This is a genomic window from Yersinia enterocolitica subsp. enterocolitica (assembly GCF_901472495.1).
GTDB lineage: Bacteria > Pseudomonadota > Gammaproteobacteria > Enterobacterales > Enterobacteriaceae > Yersinia > Yersinia enterocolitica.
In genome coordinates, this window is record NZ_LR590469.1 from 3,308,508 (window position 1) to 3,325,560 (window position 17,053).

Consider the following 17,053-nt stretch of genomic DNA (forward strand, 5'->3'; position numbering starts at 1 on the left):
TGGCGTTGCAGGTAGGCTGCCAGCAAACAAATCCCGATGAGCTGACTCCAGACAGTGATTAGGGTGAGTACGCGCAGCTAACCCCCCTGCAACTTCAAGGACGAAGATATATTAGGCTTTAGGCTGTTGATCCAATGGTGCAAATTTGAAATCGCCACGAGGTTGAGCGGCTTTGATTTCTGGCCCGAACCAGCGATCATAAATTTTTGCTGCTTCGCCATCTTTTTCCAGTTTAACCAGAGTCTCGTTCACTTCAGCGGTTAAACGATCTTCGCCTTTAGGAATACCAATACCTTGATATTCTTTGGTAATACTGAATGGTGAGATTTCAAAATCTGCTTTTTGTGCTTCAGGAAGGTTACCCAGTAGCCCGACTAATTTGGCATCATCCTGAGTGATAGCTTGAACATTACCATTGCGCAAAGCAGTAAATGCCACAGGAGTATCATCGTAGGAAATGACTTTCGCGGTTGGATAACGGTCACGTAAGGTTATTTCCTGTACCGTGCCTTTATCCGCACCGATACGTAATTTGCCGATATCTTCTGGTGTTTTCAGCACACCTTTATGAGCAATAAATTTCTGGCCAGTGGCAAAATACGGCAAGCTGAAGTTCACTTCCTTGGCACGGTCATCAGTAATGGTGAAGTTGGCAGCAATCAAATCCACTTTCTTAGATGTTAGTAATGGAATGCGGTTTGCCGGGTTGGTTGCCCGCAATTCAACTTTTACCCCTAAATCTTTCGCAATAGCATTTGCCACATCCACATCATATCCCACCAGTTTTTTGGTCTGCGGATCGATATAACCGAATGGTGGGTTACTATCAAAAACAGCAATCCGTACCACGCCAGCTTGCTTGATATCATCCAGTTTATCTGCATGAGCCGCACCAGAAAGTGTGGTCAGGCTCGCTAACAACGTTAGTGCCAGAACGCTTTTTTTTGTGGATAGAGATTGCTGCATTGAAAGCTCCTAAGATGATTAAGATGTTGCGCTGTGTGTAAGCTATCAATTCGGCGTTAGGTCAGGAAATAATATAAAACGATATATTTATAACCAAACAATCTCAGTGAATAAGTTTGCTTATATTGATAAAAATAGTGAAATCTTTGGGAGAAAAAAACAAGGCAGCCCCCAAGACGTCAAAATTGTCTTTATCTAATTAAAAATTATGAAGATTAATTCAGTAAAATCCCGAGAATGTAGGCTAATGACGCGCATTTTCCTGCCTATTTTGGTCAATTTGCGTCATCATCATATGTTGCTTAATTGTAATCATTCAGAATTATTTACTATTCCATTGAGTGATAGGCGTTAACGCTTCTGCTTTGATCTCTTCGGTTTTTGGCTTTTCTTGACTCACAATTTCAGCGGGCTTAACTTTTCTGGCAAGGCCAACCGACTCTTCCGTAATAATAAAGATGCCATAACAGGGGTCTGACGCTCAGTGGAACGAAAACTCACCTAAGGGGCTGTTCGCTGGGCCTAAATATGCAGCAGTAATCCATGATGAAATGGTCCTCTAACTGACGGAATTTAACTACAATCGTTTTCTGATATACATAAAAATATCGGTATGTTCTCATATATCTTATGATATAGGGGCATATAAAATTAATATCTTTAGCCTTTTCTATTCTACACCAGTTGCAAAGTTTTCTTCTTATATCAGTTAAAAAATCAACCATTCTGCGAAAGAATTCGTTAGTCTTATATTATTTTAAACAGGATTAGTTAAAATGAATTTTATAAAAAGCGGTTTTTCATCACTCAGCAATATTTTGGGTATGAGTTGTAGATCATACGCGGTTTCAAAGGGGCATGCAGCGAGTAAATTTGCTGGAAATATATTATCGACTAAAAGTTCGCCTATAGAATTACTTACTTACAGATGTGCTGATTTATCAAAAGAGCATTTTATTACACAGAATATTTTGTCAATCTTCGATATTAGTGAAAATTTTGTTGCTATAAGAGTTCAGGGAGATAAATTTACAGATTTAAAAAACAAAACAATACAGGGTCATAAGAATACTGTGGCAAAAGTAAGAGATTGGTATAATCCATATCAAAATAATTTCGGTATTTCTATGGGAAAACTTAAACCATCATCCGATATAGCAAAAAAAGAGTGTAGAAATGCCATAAATGTAATGCTGATGGAAAAGAATGACTTTAAAAATAAAATACTAAATCACGATAATTTACAGAGCCAATATGGAGGTGATGGAAACAAAAGCTTGGTAGTTGCATCATTAAAAGATTTTCTTGATATAGGTGCTAAGGTTTATCCAGATGAATCAAGTGCATTAAGATTAGGTCAGCCGTTTATCATAACTTTTCCGGAAACGACAAAAATCAATGTTGATATTTATCCAGTGAGCAACAAATAGATGAGAAATATAAGCGAGAAGATAACAAAATTAAATTAATCTATTAGGATAATAAATTGAAGGCCAATGTAAAGGAGGGAGGACTGATTAAAATAGCCCCCAACCAAGTACAAGACTTAACTTGGTTGAGGAAAGTCGTTATTTTTCAGTCTTACTGGAAAGCAGTTTTTCTAAATCGTCGCCGCCCAAGTGACGGAAATCCTGGCCTTTAACAAAGTAGAAGATAAATTCGCAAATATTCTGGCAGCGGTCGCCAATACGTTCAATCGAACGGGCGCAAAATAATGCTGTTAGCACACTTGGGATAGTTCGCGGATCTTCCATCATATAAGTCATCAGTTGGCGCACAATGCCTTCATATTCCTGATCGACTTTCTTATCTTCGCGATAGATTCGGATAGCTTCATCCAAATCCATACGGGCAAAGGCATCCAAGACATCATGCAGCATCTGCACAGTATGCCGGCCTAAAGACTCCAAACTGACTAACAAAGGCTGGTGCTGATGCGAGAATTTTTCCAGCGCAGTGCGGCAGATTTTATCCGCCACATCACCGATGCGTTCCAGCTCAGAAATAGTCTTGATAATAGCCATCACCAAGCGTAAATCACTCGCCGTCGGTTGACGTTTGGCAATGATGCGCACACAGGCTTCATCAATAGCCACTTCCATCATATTGACCTTTTTATCACCCTCGATGACGCGCTGCGCCAACTCACCGTCCTGATTGTGCATGGCGGTGATCGCGTCAGATAATTGTTGCTCCACCAGCCCGCCCATGGTCAAAACCTGGGTGCGGATATGTTCAAGTTCTGCATTGAACTGGCCGGAAATATGTTTATTAAGATTCAAGTTATCCATAATACTTCCCGTACATGTAAGTAGGCGAAATTGATGTATACCCTAAATAATTCGAGTTGCAGAAAGGCGGCAATTGGGCAAATCCCCAGGAGCTTACTCAAGTAAGTGACTGGGGTGAACGAAAGCAGCCAACGCACATGCAGCTTGAAGTATGACGGGGATAGGCCGATCAGCCATAGCGACCAGTAATATAATCTTCCGTCTGTTTCTGCTGTGGTGCGGTAAACAGGGTATCGGTATCACTGAATTCAATTAACTCACCCAGATACATAAATGCTGTGTGATCTGAACAGCGAGCGGCCTGCTGCATGTTGTGCGTCACAATCACCACGGTATAGTCCGACTTCAACTCACTAATCAGCTCTTCAATTCGACCGGTAGAAATAGGGTCAAGTGCTGAACAAGGCTCATCAAGCAACAACACATCTGGACGAATGGCGATACCTCGGGCAATACATAAACGCTGCTGCTGCCCACCCGACAAGCTATAACCGCTCTGGTGTAGCTTATCCTTGGTTTCATTCCACAAAGCCGCTTTGGTCAATGCCCATTGCACGCGTTCATCCATATCAGCGCGAGACAAGTTCTCAAACAGTTTCACACCAAAGGCAATGTTATCGTAAATCGACATGGGGAATGGCGTTGGCTTTTGGAAAACCATACCCACTTTGGCCCGCAACAACGCGATATCTTGTTTATCGGTCAGGATATTTTGCCCATCCAGCAAAATATCACCTTCAGCACGCTGATCCGGATACAACTGATACATTTTATTGAATGTACGCAGCAGAGTAGACTTACCACAGCCTGATGGGCCAATGAATGCTGTGACCTGGTTTTTGGCAATATCCAGCGAAATATTCTTCAGCGCATGGAATTTACCGTAGTAGAAGTTCAGATCGCGAACCTGAATTTTGCTGTTGTTGATGTCAGTAGCCATACTCATCAAGACTTCTCTCTTTTAGCCAATGCCGCCGTAGCCGCATTTTGGAATTTATTGGCAATATCGTTATTTTCTTTGCTAATTAATGGCATTTTCTCAGCCGATTAATATTTTTTCTTAGCAAAAATAACGCGAGCCAGAATATTCAGTAACAGTACACATAGCGTGATTAACAGCACCCCAGCCCATGCCAGCTGCTGCCATTCGGCAAACGGGCTCATGGCAAACTTAAAGATAGTGACCGGCAAGTTCGCAATAGGCCGCGTCAGATCGGTGCTCCAGAATTGGTTGGAGAGCGACGTGAACAGCAAAGGTGCCGTTTCACCGGCAATACGTGCGACTGCCAGCAAGATCCCAGTCAAAATACCTGATATTGAGGCTTTCAACGTAATGGCCGATATCATGCGCCATTTTGGCGTTCCTAATGCGTAGGCCGCTTCGCGCAGGCTATCAGGCACCAGTTTCAACATATTTTCAGTGGTACGGATAACAATAGGTATCTGTAACAGCGCCAGTGCAATCACCCCAGCCCAGCCCGAGAAATGCTCCATCTTGGCAACCACAATGGTGTAAACAAACAAGCCGACCACGATAGAAGGAGCGGATAGCAAAATGTCATTAATAAAGCGGGTAATTTCTGCCAGCCAGGATTTACGGCCATATTCCGCCAGATAAATTCCCGCCATGATGCCCAATGGGGTGCCGATGACGGTCGCCCACAGAATTAATAATCCACTCCCGGCAATGGCGTTAGCCAAACCACCGCCAGCGGTATTAGGTGGTGGTGTCATCTCGGTAAACAGCGCCAAAGACATGCCGTCGATACCTTTGGTGACGGTAGAAAATAAAATCCACACTAACCAGAACAAGCCAAACGCCATAGTTGCCATTGAAAGTATCAAGGCAATCCGATTCTTTTGACGACGCCAGGCCTGCTTTTTACGGCGGGTTTCCATCAGCGTCGCATCACTTTGCATATTCATCGTCGTCATCTTAGCGCCCCTCTTTCTTAGCCAGACGCAAAATCATTAGCTTAGATAAAGCCAGTACGATAAAGGTAATAACGAATAAGATTAGACCCAGTTCCATCAACGCCGCGGTATGTAAACCAGATTCAGCTTCAGCAAATTCATTTGCCAACGCAGAGGTAATGCTGTTGCCCGGCATAAACAGCGAGAAGCTGTCGAGCTGATAGGTATTACCGATAATAAAGGTCACGGCCATGGTTTCACCCAACGCACGACCCAGGCCCAACATCACACCGCCGATAACGCCATTTTTAGTATAAGGCAGCACAATGCGCCAAATTACTTCCCATGTTGTACAGCCAATGCCATAGGCCGACTCTTTCATCATCACCGGGGTTTGTTCGAACACATCGCGCATAACCGCGGCAATGTAAGGAATAATCATGATAGCCAGGATGACACCGGCGGCCAGAATACCAATACCGAATGCTGGGCCAGAAAACAATACGCCAACAATGGGGATGCCGGACATCACGTTGCCGACGGGCTCTTGGAAGTAGCGGGCAAACAGCGGAGCGAAAACGAAAAGACCCCACATGCCGTAAACAATACTTGGAATAGCAGCCAGCAATTCAATCGCCACACCCAGCGGGCGTTTTAGCCAGTTCGGCGCGAGTTCAGTGAGAAACAGGGCAATACCGAAACTAACCGGAACCGCAATGAGCAAAGCGATAACCGAGGTAACAACCGTACCGTAAATTGGCACTAATGCACCAAACTGTTCAGCTGGAGCATCCCACTCTTTAGTCCACAGGAAAGCCCAACCAAATTTCTCAATACTTGGCCAGGAAGCAATAATCAGTGAAACGATAATGCCGCCCAACAGAAATAGCGTAATCAGCGCAGCCAGTTTAACCAGCGCACTGAAAATGATGTCACCATATTGGCTCGGTGCTTTGATTGTCGGCTTATTCGCAGCCATAGACTCTCTTCTCATCCTACCCCTAATACTTCAAGCTGCAGGGGTATTGGCTGCTTTCGCTCACCCCAGTCACTTACTTAAGTAAGCTCCTGGGGATTATCTCTATTGCCGCCTACCTGCAACTCGAATTATTTAGGATATATATTGTGAATCAATATTTCATAAACCGCTTGTTGCCAGTAAATCAGAAGATTGGCTTACCGCTGCTGTCTTTAATCTGAGTTTTCCAGGCAGCACGGACTTGCTCGACAACTTCAGCTGGCAATGTTGCATAATCCAGCTCGTTGGCTTGTTTAGCACCGTGGGTGTAACCCCAGTCAAAGAACTTCAATACTTCAGCGCCGTTAGCGGCATTTTTTTGCTCTTTATGTACCAAGATGAAAGTTGTTGATGTAATTGGCCATACATCATCACCTTTTTGATTGGTTAAATCTTGAGCGAATGTTTTGCTCCAGTCTACACCTTTTGCCGCAGAGCTAAAGCTGTGCTCAGTCGGACTAACCGGTTTGCCATCAGCAGAAACCAGTTTGGTGTAAGCCAGGTTATTCTGTTTGGCGTAAGCATATTCTACATAGCCAATGGAGCCAGGTAAGCGCTGTACAAAGGCGGCGATACCGTCATTACCTTTGCCACCCAAACCGGTCGGCCAGTTAACAGTCGAACCAGCACCTACTTTTTCTTTCCATTCCGCATTCACTTTAGCCAGGTAGCTGGTGAATACAAATGAGGTACCGGAACCGTCAGCGCGGCGCACCACAGCGATATTTTGATCTGGCAATTTAACGCCTGGGTTCAACTTAGTGATAGCCGGGTCATTCCACTTTTTCACATTACCCAGATAGATATCACCCAGTGTTTTACCGTCTAATGTCAGTTCACCGGATTTAATGCCAGGGATATTCACGGCCAACACCACACCGCCAATCACTGTCGGGAATTGGAACAAACCTTCAGCAGCCAGTTTGTCGTCTGCTAATGGCGCATCAGAAGCACCGAAATCTACAGTATTAGCAATGATTTGTTTCACGCCGCCTGAAGAACCGATCCCCTGATAGTTAACTTTGTTACCTGTTTCTTTCTGATAAGAATCTGCCCACTTGGCATACACCGGCGCGGGGAATGTCGCACCTGCACCTGTCAGGCTAGCAGCAGCGAACGCGGACACAGTGGTCATAGATAAAGTCGCTGCCACAATGCTGGCTACGGTGGTACGCATCAGTTTCATAATCCCTCCTAATGGGATATTAGAATTTAACTCTAAAAGTTTTCATCAGATTAAGTATGGTGCAGGAGAGAAAATAGGACAGTTTAATGACAGAAAAATGTACGAAATATGACAGTTATATGACAATCAAAAAAAGCAGAGGCATTCTGAGTCGAGAAAGATAGGACGAGACACTCTCTGTCGAATCACAACTTCCGGTATGGCTCACTCAGAGGCGATTCATCGTAAAGCTTAAAAATATTGGCAGCAGAAATACTGTTTATGAAAGAAATTTGCAGATACTTGAAATATCTTTAGAGAGACTACGCAGATCTATACTTAAACATGGAATGAAATTTAATATGAAAATATCTGAAGTTTTAATAAAATACACCGTCCCAAAAATAGTTCAATCTGTAAAAGAACAAGGGAAGTTCACCAAGAAAAGTGCTACCGAGTTAAGTGCAGTTCTTAAATCACTGGGCAGTTCAACTCTAAAATTTTCGTGCAATGATGATAAGAAGTATTTACAAAAAGAATTGATCAGTATAAAAAAAACACTATGGTTACAGGATTCGAACTCTTACATATCAAAACAAGTGCCACTAGATGACTTACATTACAAAATATTAAATTCATTATTAATAGAAATTTAAAACAAACAGAGTAATTAATAAAAATAATTATAAAAATCATTAAATAAATAGCCTGCCATTATTAATGGTAGGCTATTTATTATATATCAATACAGATTAAATCTGATTAGCATCAAAATCAGCTATTCAACTGTGACCGATTTTGCCAAGTTACGTGGCTGATCCACATCGGTACCTTTGATAAGCGCGACATGGTAAGACAGCAACTGTAGCGGCACGGTGTAGAAGATAGGGGCAATAATCTCTTCCACATGCGGTAACTGAATGATTTTCATGCCTTCGCTATCAGTGAAACCTGCATCTTGATCAGCGAATACATACAGTAAACCGCCGCGCGCGCGCACTTCTTCAATGTTAGATTTCAATTTTTCCAACAATTCGTTATTTGGCGCGACCACGATGACCGGCATGTCAGCATCAATCAATGCCAATGGGCCGTGCTTCAATTCACCCGCAGCATAAGCTTCAGCATGAATATAAGAGATCTCTTTCAGTTTCAGCGCACCTTCCATCGCAATCGGGTATTGATCACCACGACCAAGGAACAATGCATTGTGCTTATCAGAGAAACCTTCAGCCAGCGCTTCAATGGTTTTATCCAGAGACAGCATCTGCTCGATGCGGGCAGGCAGCGCCTGTAACGCATGAACAATATCGTGCTCCAGACTGGCATCAGCACCTTTTAACTTGCCGATACGCCCCACCAGCATTAATAACACGGTCAGCTGAGTGGTAAAGGCTTTGGTTGAGGCCACGCCAATCTCGGTTCCAGCTTTGGTCATCAAGGCCAAATCTGATTCACGAACCAGCGAGGAACCGGCGACGTTACAAATTGCCAGCGAACCTAAGTATCCTAACTCTTTGGATAAACGCAGAGCAGCCAGCGTATCCGCAGTTTCACCCGATTGTGACAAGGTGATCAGCAAGCTATTAGGGCGCACAGCAGATTTGCGGTAGCGGAATTCAGAGGCGATTTCTACGTCACAAGGCACACCGGCTAATGACTCAAACCAATAGCGTGAAACCATACCTGAGTTGTAAGAAGTACCACAGGCTATGATTTGGATATGTTGCACATCCGCCAGTAGAGCATCGGCTTTCGGGCCAAGCTCTGATAAATCAATCGCCCCGTGATTTAAACGGCCTTCCAGCGTATTTTTAATCGCCATCGGCTGTTCATAAATCTCTTTTTGCATGTAATGGCGGTAAACACCTTTATCACCGGCATCATATTGCACCTGAGATTCGATTTCAGGGCGCTCAATAGCGTTACCCTGCTTATCAAAAATGGCGATGCTACGGCGAGTCACTTCAACCACATCCCCTTCTTCCAGGAAGATAAAGCGACGGGTTACCGGCAACAGGGCCAGCTGGTCGGAGGCGATAAAGTTTTCACCTACACCACAGCCAATCACCAGCGGGCTACCAGAACGGGCGGCGACCAAGCGACTTGGGTCACGGCTATCCATCACCACAGTGCCGTACGCACCACGCAATTGCGGGATCACACGTTTGACCACTTCCAGCAAAGAACCGCCCTGCTGTAGCTCCCAGTGCACCAGGTGAGCAATAACTTCAGTGTCAGTTTCAGAACTGAAACGGTAGCCACGGCTAATCAGCAATTCACGTAACGGTTCGTGATTTTCGATAATACCGTTGTGAACCACGGAGATATAGTCAGAAACATGAGGGTGCGCATTGGCCTCTGATGGCTCACCATGAGTAGCCCAACGGGTATGTGCAATCCCGGTTCCACCATGTAAAGCCTGATTTTCGGCCGCATCAGACAGTGCCTGAACTTTACCCACACGACGTAAACGAGTCAGATTACCTGCAGCATCCACTACAGCTAAACCTGCTGAGTCATAGCCACGGTATTCAAGACGACGTAAACCTTCGATCAGAATCTCAGCGATATCACGTTGCGCTACTGCGCCAACAATTCCACACATCTGTTTTATTCCTATGTAAGGTTCTTTTAGAACCTTGTCGATGTCAGTGACCTGAATTTCCGGATTTTCCGGGTTCCCCGAGCCTATAGAGTTGGGGATTATTATGTTTTGTTCTGTACTCTCAGCAAAAATATACATGCCAAAAACACAGGGCAAAACATCCCTTCAATGCAGAATAACGAACGCTGAAGGGGCTGTTTTATATATTATTTTTTCTTAATTGGGCGTTGCCAACCCTGCACATGGACTTGCTTAACACGGCTAAGCACTAACTCGTTTTCGGCGATATCACGGGTGACCGTTGTCCCTGCGGCAATCGTCGCGCCGTTTGCAACAGTGACGGGAGCCACCAGTTGAGTATCGGATCCGACAAAGACATCATCGCCAATAATAGTTTTAAACTTATTAGCTCCATCATAGTTGCAAGTTATAGTTCCTGCGCCAACATTTACGCCAGAGCCAATTTCAGCATCGCCTAAATAGGAGAGATGACCAGCTTTAGAGCCTTTACCCAAGCGGGCTTTCTTGATCTCAACAAAGTTACCGACATGTGCGCCTTCAGCTAATTCCGCACCAGGCCGCAGGCGGGCGAATGGCCCAACAGTACAACCAGCATCCAAACGAGAATCTTCTAATACACTGTATGGGCTGATTTCGGAATCATCACCAATCACACAGTTTTTGAGAACACACCCAGTTCCAATACGAACTCGATCACCTAAAGTCACATGGCCTTCGATGATGACATTGGTATCAATAGTGATGTCACGGCCATGTGTTAATTCTCCGCGCAAATCAAAGCGCGCTGGGTCTAGCAACATCACCCCAGCCAGTAAAAGCTTCTCAGCTTGCTCTGACTGATAAACGCGTTCAAGAGCGGCTAATTGCAGCCGGTTGTTGACACCTTCAACCTCACTCAGACGAGCGGGATGCACCGTAGCTATCTTCTTACCATCAGCATGGGCCAGCGCAATAATATCGGTGATATAAAACTCACCTTGAGCATTATTGTTATTCAGTAGTGATAACCAACGCTTTAAATCACGACCATTGGCAACCAAAATCCCGGTATTTATTTCATTAATCTCACGCTGCGTGTCGCTGGCATCTTTATGCTCAACAATCCCGACTACATCGCCATTCTCACGCACAATACGGCCATAACCACTAGGGTTATCCAGCTTCACCGTTAACAAGCCAATACCACCTTGTGGCTTCGCCGCTAACAAGCGCTGGAGAGTATCAACTGAGATTAACGGCACATCGCCGTACAGCATCAGGACATCTTCATCATCAGCAAAATGTGGTGCAGCTTGTTGCATCGCATGACCGGTACCCAACTGCTCAGCTTGCAACACCCAGTTCAATGCCGGGTCAGTGAGTGTTTTTTGCAGCAACTCGCCGCCATGCCCATAAACCAGATGAACCTGCTGAGCACCCAACTTCATGGCAGCATCAATAACATGCTGAACCATCGGCTTGCCTGCCAGTGGGTGTAACACCTTAGGAAGGTCGGAATACATACGTGTCCCCTTACCTGCGGCAAGGATGACTACACTCATTGAGCTGTTAGACATAAGCAACCTGATAACTCCAAATTAATAGACGGAAGTAAACCTGTTTAGCGAAATAATTACTACATATTTCTCAGCGAAAAACGTACTCAACCCGCATGGTTAAAGGGTTGTAGCGATAGAGCGGGTAATAAAAAAATGCAGATAAAAGTGTCTGCGATCGACGACGTTTTATGACCTTTTTTTATTAAAACAGCCCCATCAGCGCAGGTCATTAGCTACTTATTTTACGACAAGAAACAAGAGTTTTCAGAAAGAAACGCTTTTAGTTTAGCTGAGGCTTAATTAAATAGCAGAAAGTCGGAAGAAGGTGATTAACGAATGCATATTATTGCGTATGAAGGTAAAAAAAATGCCAATCAGCTTTACTGACTGGCATTCTATCGTTCTTTATATTCTTCGTATTTGAAGTTGCGGCGGTTTTAGCAACCTTCGCTGGCAACCGACATCCTCAATTACTTTAAATATATAATAATTTTACAAATTAGTGGGTTACTAAAAACCCACCACTGTAAAATTACATCGCTTTCCTGGTCAGCTCGATTACACGTAGTTTTGCAATCGCCTTCGCCAATTCAGCGGATGCCTGTGCATAGTCGACATCGCCGTGGGAGTTATTGATATGTTCTTCTGCTTTGCGTTTAGACTCCAACGCCTTAGCTTCATCCAGATCAGTTCCACGAATAGCAGTGTCAGCCAATACGATCACCACACTCGGTTGCACCTCAAGGATGCCGCCAGAAAGATAAATAAACTCTTCCTCACCGAACTGCTTAACGATACGTATCATGCCAGGCTTAATGGCAGTGAGCAGTGGGGCGTGACCAGGGAAAATCCCTAACTCACCTTCACTACCCGTCACCTGAATTTTTTGTACCACGCCAGAGAACATTTTCTTCTCAGCGCTCACAACATCCAGATGGTAAGTCATTGCAGCCATGTCACCCTCCAGTCAACAGCGTTACAGTTTCTTGGCTTTTTCCACTGCTTCTTCAATGGTGCCAACCATGTAGAACGCCTGCTCCGGCAGGTGGTCATAGTCGCCGTTCATGATGCCTTTGAAACCACGAATGGTATCTTTCAGCGATACGAACTTGCCCGGTGAACCGGTAAAGACTTCTGCCACGAAGAACGGTTGAGACAGGAAGCGTTGGATTTTACGCGCACGGGATACCACCAGTTTGTCATCTTCTGACAACTCGTCCATACCCAAGATTGCGATAATATCTTTCAGTTCCTGGTAACGTTGCAGAATTGACTGCACGCCACGCGCTACATCGTAATGCTCCTGACCAACAACCAACGGATCAAGCTGACGGCTGGTGGAGTCAAGCGGGTCAACCGCTGGGTAAATACCCAGAGAGGCGATTTGGCGGCTCAGAACGACGGTTGCATCCAAGTGAGCAAAGGTGGTTGCTGGAGATGGGTCAGTCAAGTCATCCGCTGGCACGTAAACGGCCTGAACAGAGGTGATTGAACCCGTCTTGGTGGAAGTAATACGTTCCTGCAACACACCCATCTCTTCTGCCAGCGTTGGCTGGTAACCTACGGCAGATGGCATACGACCCAGCAGTGCGGAAACTTCCGTACCGGCTAAGGTATAGCGATAGATGTTATCGATGAACAGCAATACGTCACGACCTTCATCACGGAATTTCTCCGCCATGGTCAAGCCGGTCAGTGCAACGCGCAGACGGTTACCTGGTGGCTCATTCATTTGGCCATAAACCAAGGATACTTTGTCCAGAACGTTGGAGTCAGTCATCTCGTGGTAGAAGTCGTTACCCTCACGAGTACGCTCACCCACGCCAGCAAATACGGAATAACCTGAGTGCTCAATCGCAATGTTACGAATAAGCTCCATCATGTTTACCGTTTTACCTACACCCGCACCACCGAACAGACCGACTTTACCGCCCTTAGCGAACGGACAAATCAAGTCCATTACCTTGATACCGGTTTCTAACAAGTCTTGCGAGCTGGCAAGATCTTCGTAAGAAGGCGCTTCACGATGGATTGCCCAACGCTCTTCTTCGCCGATAGGACCTTTCATGTCGATTGGGTCACCCAATACGTTCATGATACGGCCCAGAGTTGACTTGCCCACAGGCACTTCAATTGGGTGTTCCAGGTTGATGACTTTCAACCCACGGCTCAGACCATCGGAAGAGCCCATTGCGATACAACGAACAACACCACCGCCCAGCTGTTGCTGAACTTCCAGCACCAGCTTCTCAGCTGCGCCTTCAACCTCAAGGGCGTTGTACACTTTTGGTACAGCGTCTTGGGGGAATTCGACGTCCACTACGGCGCCGATTACCTGGATAATCTTTCCAGTAGCCATCTTGAATCCTCTACGTAATACGTTTACCCGTCATATTCCAAATTGCTGGGGCGTTGGCTGCCTTCTCTCACCCGAATTGCTTACTTGAGTAAGCGCCTGGGGATTTGCTCAGTTGCCGCCTTCCCGCAATCTGAACTATTTAGGGTAATAACCTGGTTAAACCGCGGAGGCTCCCCCGACGATCTCGGTGAGTTCCTGAGTGATGCTGGCCTGACGAGCCTTGTTGTAAACCAACTGCAGCTCTTTGATCAGACTACCGCCGTTATCGGTGGCGGCTTTCATCGCTACCATTCGCGCGGCCTGTTCGCTGGCCAGGTTTTCAACGACGCCCTGATAAACTTGCGATTCCACATAGCGACGCAGGAGGGTATCCAGCAGTGCTTTAGGATCAGGTTCATACAGGTAATCCCAGGATTTCTTCTTCAGCTCACCGTCTTCCGCTGGCGGAAGTGGTAACAGCTGCATAATCCGTGGTTCCTGAGACATCGTATTGATAAACTTGTTATTAACGATATACAGTTTATCCAAACGACCTTCATCATAGGCCTGCAGCATGACTTTCACTGGCCCGATAAGTTCTGACAGAGAAGGGTTATCTCCCATGCCAGTCACTTGAGCAACAATTTTGCCGCCCACGGAGCCAAAGAAAGACGCTGCTTTTGATCCGATCAGCGCTAAATCGCATTCAACGCCTTTTTCAGACCAACCTTTCATCTCAGCCAACAGTTTTTTGAACAAGTTAATGTTCAAACCACCACACAAGCCACGGTCTGTAGAAACCACCAGATACCCAACGCGCTTAACATCACGCTCTTCCAGGTATGGATGTTTGTATTCCAGATTACCTAGCGCAAGGTGACCAATCACACTACGCATTGTTTCTGCATAAGGACGGCTGGCCGCCATGCGTTCCTGCGATTTACGCATTTTGGAGGCGGCGACCATCTCCATGGCTTTGGTGATCTTTTGCGTGTTTTGCACGCTGGCGATCTTGGAACGTATCTCTTTTGCGCCGGCCATTTCTGCTTCTCCTCATTGCCAGACGGCCTGCTTTCCTAATGAAAAGCAGGGCCGTATAGCGTTACCAGGACTGGGTTGCCTTAAATGTATCAAGGATGCCTTTCAGCTTGGCCTCGATCTCATCGTTATACGCGCCAGTTTGGTTGATTTGTTGCAGAAGCTCGGCATGCTCACGGTCAGCAAACGCCAACAGCGCAGCTTCAAAGCTACCTACCTTCGCCAACTCGATATCACCCAGATAACCACGTTCAGCTGCGAACAGAACCAGAGACTGCTGCGCAACTGACATCGGTGCGTATTGTTTCTGTTTCAGAAGCTCGGTCACTTTCTGACCGTGGCTCAGCTGTTTACGTGTTGCATCATCCAAATCGGATGCGAACTGGGAGAACGCGGCAAGTTCACGATACTGTGCCAGAGCGGTACGGATACCACCGGACAGTTTTTTCATGATCTTGGTCTGCGCTGCACCACCCACACGGGATACGGAGATACCTGGGTTAACCGCAGGACGAATACCGGCGTTAAACAGGCTGGATTCCAGGAAGATCTGACCATCAGTAATAGAAATTACGTTGGTCGGAACGAACGCGGAAACGTCCCCTGCTTGGGTTTCAATGATTGGCAATGCGGTCAAAGAACCGGTTTTACCTTTCACTTCACCCTTGGTAAAGGCTTCAACGTAATCGGCGTTAACACGCGCAGCACGCTCCAGCAAACGGGAGTGGAGGTAGAATACATCGCCAGGATAAGCTTCACGACCTGGTGGACGACGGAGCAGCAAGGAGATTTGACGATATGCAACAGCCTGTTTAGACAGGTCATCATAAATAATCAGCGCATCTTCACCGCGGTCGCGGAAATATTCACCCATGGCACAACCGGAGTAAGGTGCCAGGTATTGCAATGCTGCTGATTCTGATGCGGTAGCCACCACCACAATGGTGTTAGCCAACGCGCCATGCTCTTCCAGTTTACGCACTACGTTTGCAACAGTAGAGGCTTTCTGGCCGATAGCAACATACACACATTTAATGCCTGAATCGCGCTGGTTGATGATCGCATCAATCGCCAGAGCAGTTTTACCTGTCTGACGGTCACCGATTATCAATTCACGCTGACCACGACCGATTGGAATCATGGCATCGACTGACTTATAGCCAGTCTGAACAGGTTCATCAACGGATTGACGTTCGATAACGCCAGGTGCGATAGCTTCAACAGCTGAGAAGCCGTCGTTTTCTACCGGACCTTTACCATCAACAGGTTCACCCAGAGTGTTGACGACACGACCTAATAGGCCACGACCGACAGGAACTTCCAGGATACGGCCAGTACATTTAACCTTCATGCCTTCAGCAAGATCGGCGTACGGACCCATAACTACAGCACCTACGGAGTCGCGCTCCAGGTTCAGTGCGATTGCGTAACGGTTGCCAGGCAGTGCGATCATCTCGCCTTGCATAACATCGGCCAGACCGTGTACACGAATGATCCCGTCACTAACGGAAACAATAGTACCTTCATTGTGAGCTTCGCTCACCACATTGAACTGAGCAATGCGCTGCTTGATCAGTTCGCTGATTTCGGTGGAATTCAGTTGCATATGCTCCAGTCCCCTTAAGACTGCAAGACGTCCGCCAGGCGTTCTAGACGACCGCGAACGCTGCCATCTATCACCATATCGCCTGCACGTATTACTACGCCGGCCATTACGGACTTATCGATTTTGCAATTCAGCTTAACTTTGCGTGATAGACGTTTTTCCATCGCAGCGGCAATTTTAGCCAGCTGTTCGTCGTTCAATGGGCTCGCAGAGCTCACTTCAACGTCGACGGTCGACTCCAGCGAGGCACGCAGTTGAATAAACTGCAGTAATACCTCAGGAAGAACCAGTAAACGGCCATTCTCCGCCATAACTCGAATGAAGTTCTGTGCGGGTTCATCGAGCTGATCACCACAGACTGCAATAAACGTCTTAGACATTGTTTCTGGCGCTACAGCACCGGAAAGCAATTCAGCGATCTGTTCATTGCGCGTCACTTGGGCAGTAAACGCCAGCATATCTTGCCAACGATCAACCGCCTGGTGCTCAACAGCAAAGTCAAAAGCTGCTTTGGCGTAGGGGCGAGCTACAGTTACAAATTCAGACATCA

Annotated in this window: 15 protein-coding genes; 2 read left to right on the top strand and 13 right to left on the bottom strand. The window is 46.1% G+C overall.

Features of this window, described 5'->3' with window-relative positions:
* Positions 1 to 111: 111 nt before the first annotated feature.
* Positions 112 to 966 (bottom strand): ABC transporter substrate-binding protein, encoded by an 855-nt coding sequence (locus tag FGL26_RS15735; protein ID WP_138060251.1) that lies wholly within the window; start codon positions 964 to 966, stop codon positions 112 to 114.
* A gap of 776 nt (positions 967 to 1,742) precedes the next feature.
* Between FGL26_RS15735 and FGL26_RS15740 the strand changes: the two genes are divergently transcribed.
* A complete protein-coding gene (locus tag FGL26_RS15740) occupies positions 1,743 to 2,396 on the top strand; it encodes an EspJ family T3SS effector ADP-ribosyltransferase (RefSeq protein ID WP_005175156.1) in 654 nt (217 codons plus the stop codon).
* Between the two features lie 138 nt (positions 2,397 to 2,534).
* Here the strand turns inward: FGL26_RS15740 and phoU are convergent, their stop codons facing one another.
* From phoU to pstS, 5 genes are all read right to left on the bottom strand, one after another.
* The gene (gene phoU / locus FGL26_RS15745) at positions 2,535 to 3,257 is read right to left on the bottom strand and encodes a phosphate signaling complex protein PhoU (RefSeq protein WP_005175157.1); all 723 of its coding nucleotides are present in this window, start codon (positions 3,255 to 3,257) and stop codon (positions 2,535 to 2,537) included.
* A 169-nt stretch (positions 3,258 to 3,426) separates the two neighbouring features.
* Positions 3,427 to 4,203: a phosphate ABC transporter ATP-binding protein PstB gene (gene pstB, locus FGL26_RS15750; RefSeq protein WP_004713904.1), complete on the bottom strand. Its 777-nt coding sequence runs from the start codon at positions 4,201 to 4,203 to the stop codon at positions 3,427 to 3,429.
* Between the two features lie 101 nt (positions 4,204 to 4,304).
* The gene (gene pstA / locus FGL26_RS15755; RefSeq protein WP_005175158.1) at positions 4,305 to 5,192 is read right to left on the bottom strand and encodes a phosphate ABC transporter permease PstA; all 888 of its coding nucleotides are present in this window, start codon (positions 5,190 to 5,192) and stop codon (positions 4,305 to 4,307) included.
* 1 nt (position 5,193) lies between these two features.
* A complete protein-coding gene (gene pstC, locus FGL26_RS15760; protein ID WP_005175159.1) occupies positions 5,194 to 6,150 on the bottom strand; it encodes a phosphate ABC transporter permease PstC in 957 nt (318 codons plus the stop codon).
* 184 nt (positions 6,151 to 6,334) lie between these two features.
* Positions 6,335 to 7,375 (bottom strand): phosphate ABC transporter substrate-binding protein PstS, encoded by a 1,041-nt coding sequence (gene pstS / locus FGL26_RS15765; protein WP_005175162.1) that lies wholly within the window; start codon positions 7,373 to 7,375, stop codon positions 6,335 to 6,337.
* Positions 7,376 to 7,716: 341 nt separating this feature from the next.
* On the opposite strand from pstS, the gene FGL26_RS15770 reads away from it, so the two are divergent.
* Positions 7,717 to 8,010 carry a hypothetical protein gene (locus FGL26_RS15770; protein ID WP_005175164.1) on the top strand — a complete coding sequence of 98 codons (294 nt, stop codon included), beginning with the start codon at positions 7,717 to 7,719 and terminating at the stop codon, positions 8,008 to 8,010.
* 122 nt (positions 8,011 to 8,132) lie between these two features.
* On the opposite strand, the gene glmS is transcribed toward FGL26_RS15770, so the two are convergent.
* From glmS to atpH, 7 genes are all read right to left on the bottom strand, one after another.
* Complete coding sequence (gene glmS, locus FGL26_RS15775) at positions 8,133 to 9,962, bottom strand: glutamine--fructose-6-phosphate transaminase (isomerizing) (RefSeq protein WP_005175166.1); 1,830 nt, start codon at positions 9,960 to 9,962, stop codon at positions 8,133 to 8,135.
* Between the two features lie 206 nt (positions 9,963 to 10,168).
* On the bottom strand, positions 10,169 to 11,539 hold the full coding sequence (gene glmU, locus FGL26_RS15780; protein WP_138060252.1) for a bifunctional UDP-N-acetylglucosamine diphosphorylase/glucosamine-1-phosphate N-acetyltransferase GlmU: 1,371 nt from the start codon (positions 11,537 to 11,539) through the stop codon (positions 10,169 to 10,171).
* A gap of 514 nt (positions 11,540 to 12,053) precedes the next feature.
* Positions 12,054 to 12,476 carry a F0F1 ATP synthase subunit epsilon gene (locus FGL26_RS15785; RefSeq protein ID WP_005175169.1) on the bottom strand — a complete coding sequence of 141 codons (423 nt, stop codon included), beginning with the start codon at positions 12,474 to 12,476 and terminating at the stop codon, positions 12,054 to 12,056.
* Between the two features lie 21 nt (positions 12,477 to 12,497).
* On the bottom strand, positions 12,498 to 13,880 hold the full coding sequence (gene atpD / locus FGL26_RS15790; protein WP_005161168.1) for a F0F1 ATP synthase subunit beta: 1,383 nt from the start codon (positions 13,878 to 13,880) through the stop codon (positions 12,498 to 12,500).
* A gap of 156 nt (positions 13,881 to 14,036) precedes the next feature.
* On the bottom strand, positions 14,037 to 14,900 hold the full coding sequence (gene atpG, locus FGL26_RS15795) for a F0F1 ATP synthase subunit gamma (protein ID WP_011817476.1): 864 nt from the start codon (positions 14,898 to 14,900) through the stop codon (positions 14,037 to 14,039).
* Between the two features lie 61 nt (positions 14,901 to 14,961).
* Positions 14,962 to 16,503, bottom strand: a complete 1,542-nt coding sequence (gene atpA / locus FGL26_RS15800) for a F0F1 ATP synthase subunit alpha (protein WP_005161175.1) — start codon at positions 16,501 to 16,503, stop codon at positions 14,962 to 14,964.
* 14 nt (positions 16,504 to 16,517) lie between these two features.
* Complete coding sequence (gene atpH / locus FGL26_RS15805; protein ID WP_005175171.1) at positions 16,518 to 17,051, bottom strand: F0F1 ATP synthase subunit delta; 534 nt, start codon at positions 17,049 to 17,051, stop codon at positions 16,518 to 16,520.
* Positions 17,052 to 17,053: the final 2 nt, after the last annotated feature.

What these genes read in the sequence shown, in the direction of transcription:
- atpH (WP_005175171.1), bottom strand. Translation starts at nt 17,051, where the DNA reads ATGTCTGAATTTGTAACTGTAGCTCGCCCCTACGCCAAAGCAGCTTTT.
- pstA (WP_005175158.1), bottom strand. Translation starts at nt 5,192, where the DNA reads ATGACGACGATGAATATGCAAAGTGATGCGACGCTGATGGAAACCCGC.
- atpG (WP_011817476.1), bottom strand. Translation starts at nt 14,900, where the DNA reads ATGGCCGGCGCAAAAGAGATACGTTCCAAGATCGCCAGCGTGCAAAAC.
- glmU (WP_138060252.1), bottom strand. Translation starts at nt 11,539, where the DNA reads ATGTCTAACAGCTCAATGAGTGTAGTCATCCTTGCCGCAGGTAAGGGG.
- pstS (WP_005175162.1), bottom strand. Translation starts at nt 7,375, where the DNA reads ATGAAACTGATGCGTACCACCGTAGCCAGCATTGTGGCAGCGACTTTA.
- atpD (WP_005161168.1), bottom strand. Translation starts at nt 13,880, where the DNA reads ATGGCTACTGGAAAGATTATCCAGGTAATCGGCGCCGTAGTGGACGTC.
- FGL26_RS15770 (WP_005175164.1), top strand. Translation starts at nt 7,717, where the DNA reads ATGAAAATATCTGAAGTTTTAATAAAATACACCGTCCCAAAAATAGTT.
- pstB (WP_004713904.1), bottom strand. Translation starts at nt 4,203, where the DNA reads ATGAGTATGGCTACTGACATCAACAACAGCAAAATTCAGGTTCGCGAT.
- FGL26_RS15785 (WP_005175169.1), bottom strand. Translation starts at nt 12,476, where the DNA reads ATGGCTGCAATGACTTACCATCTGGATGTTGTGAGCGCTGAGAAGAAA.
- atpA (WP_005161175.1), bottom strand. Translation starts at nt 16,503, where the DNA reads ATGCAACTGAATTCCACCGAAATCAGCGAACTGATCAAGCAGCGCATT.
- glmS (WP_005175166.1), bottom strand. Translation starts at nt 9,962, where the DNA reads ATGTGTGGAATTGTTGGCGCAGTAGCGCAACGTGATATCGCTGAGATT.
- FGL26_RS15735 (WP_138060251.1), bottom strand. Translation starts at nt 966, where the DNA reads ATGCAGCAATCTCTATCCACAAAAAAAAGCGTTCTGGCACTAACGTTG.
- FGL26_RS15740 (WP_005175156.1), top strand. Translation starts at nt 1,743, where the DNA reads ATGAATTTTATAAAAAGCGGTTTTTCATCACTCAGCAATATTTTGGGT.
- phoU (WP_005175157.1), bottom strand. Translation starts at nt 3,257, where the DNA reads ATGGATAACTTGAATCTTAATAAACATATTTCCGGCCAGTTCAATGCA.
- pstC (WP_005175159.1), bottom strand. Translation starts at nt 6,150, where the DNA reads ATGGCTGCGAATAAGCCGACAATCAAAGCACCGAGCCAATATGGTGAC.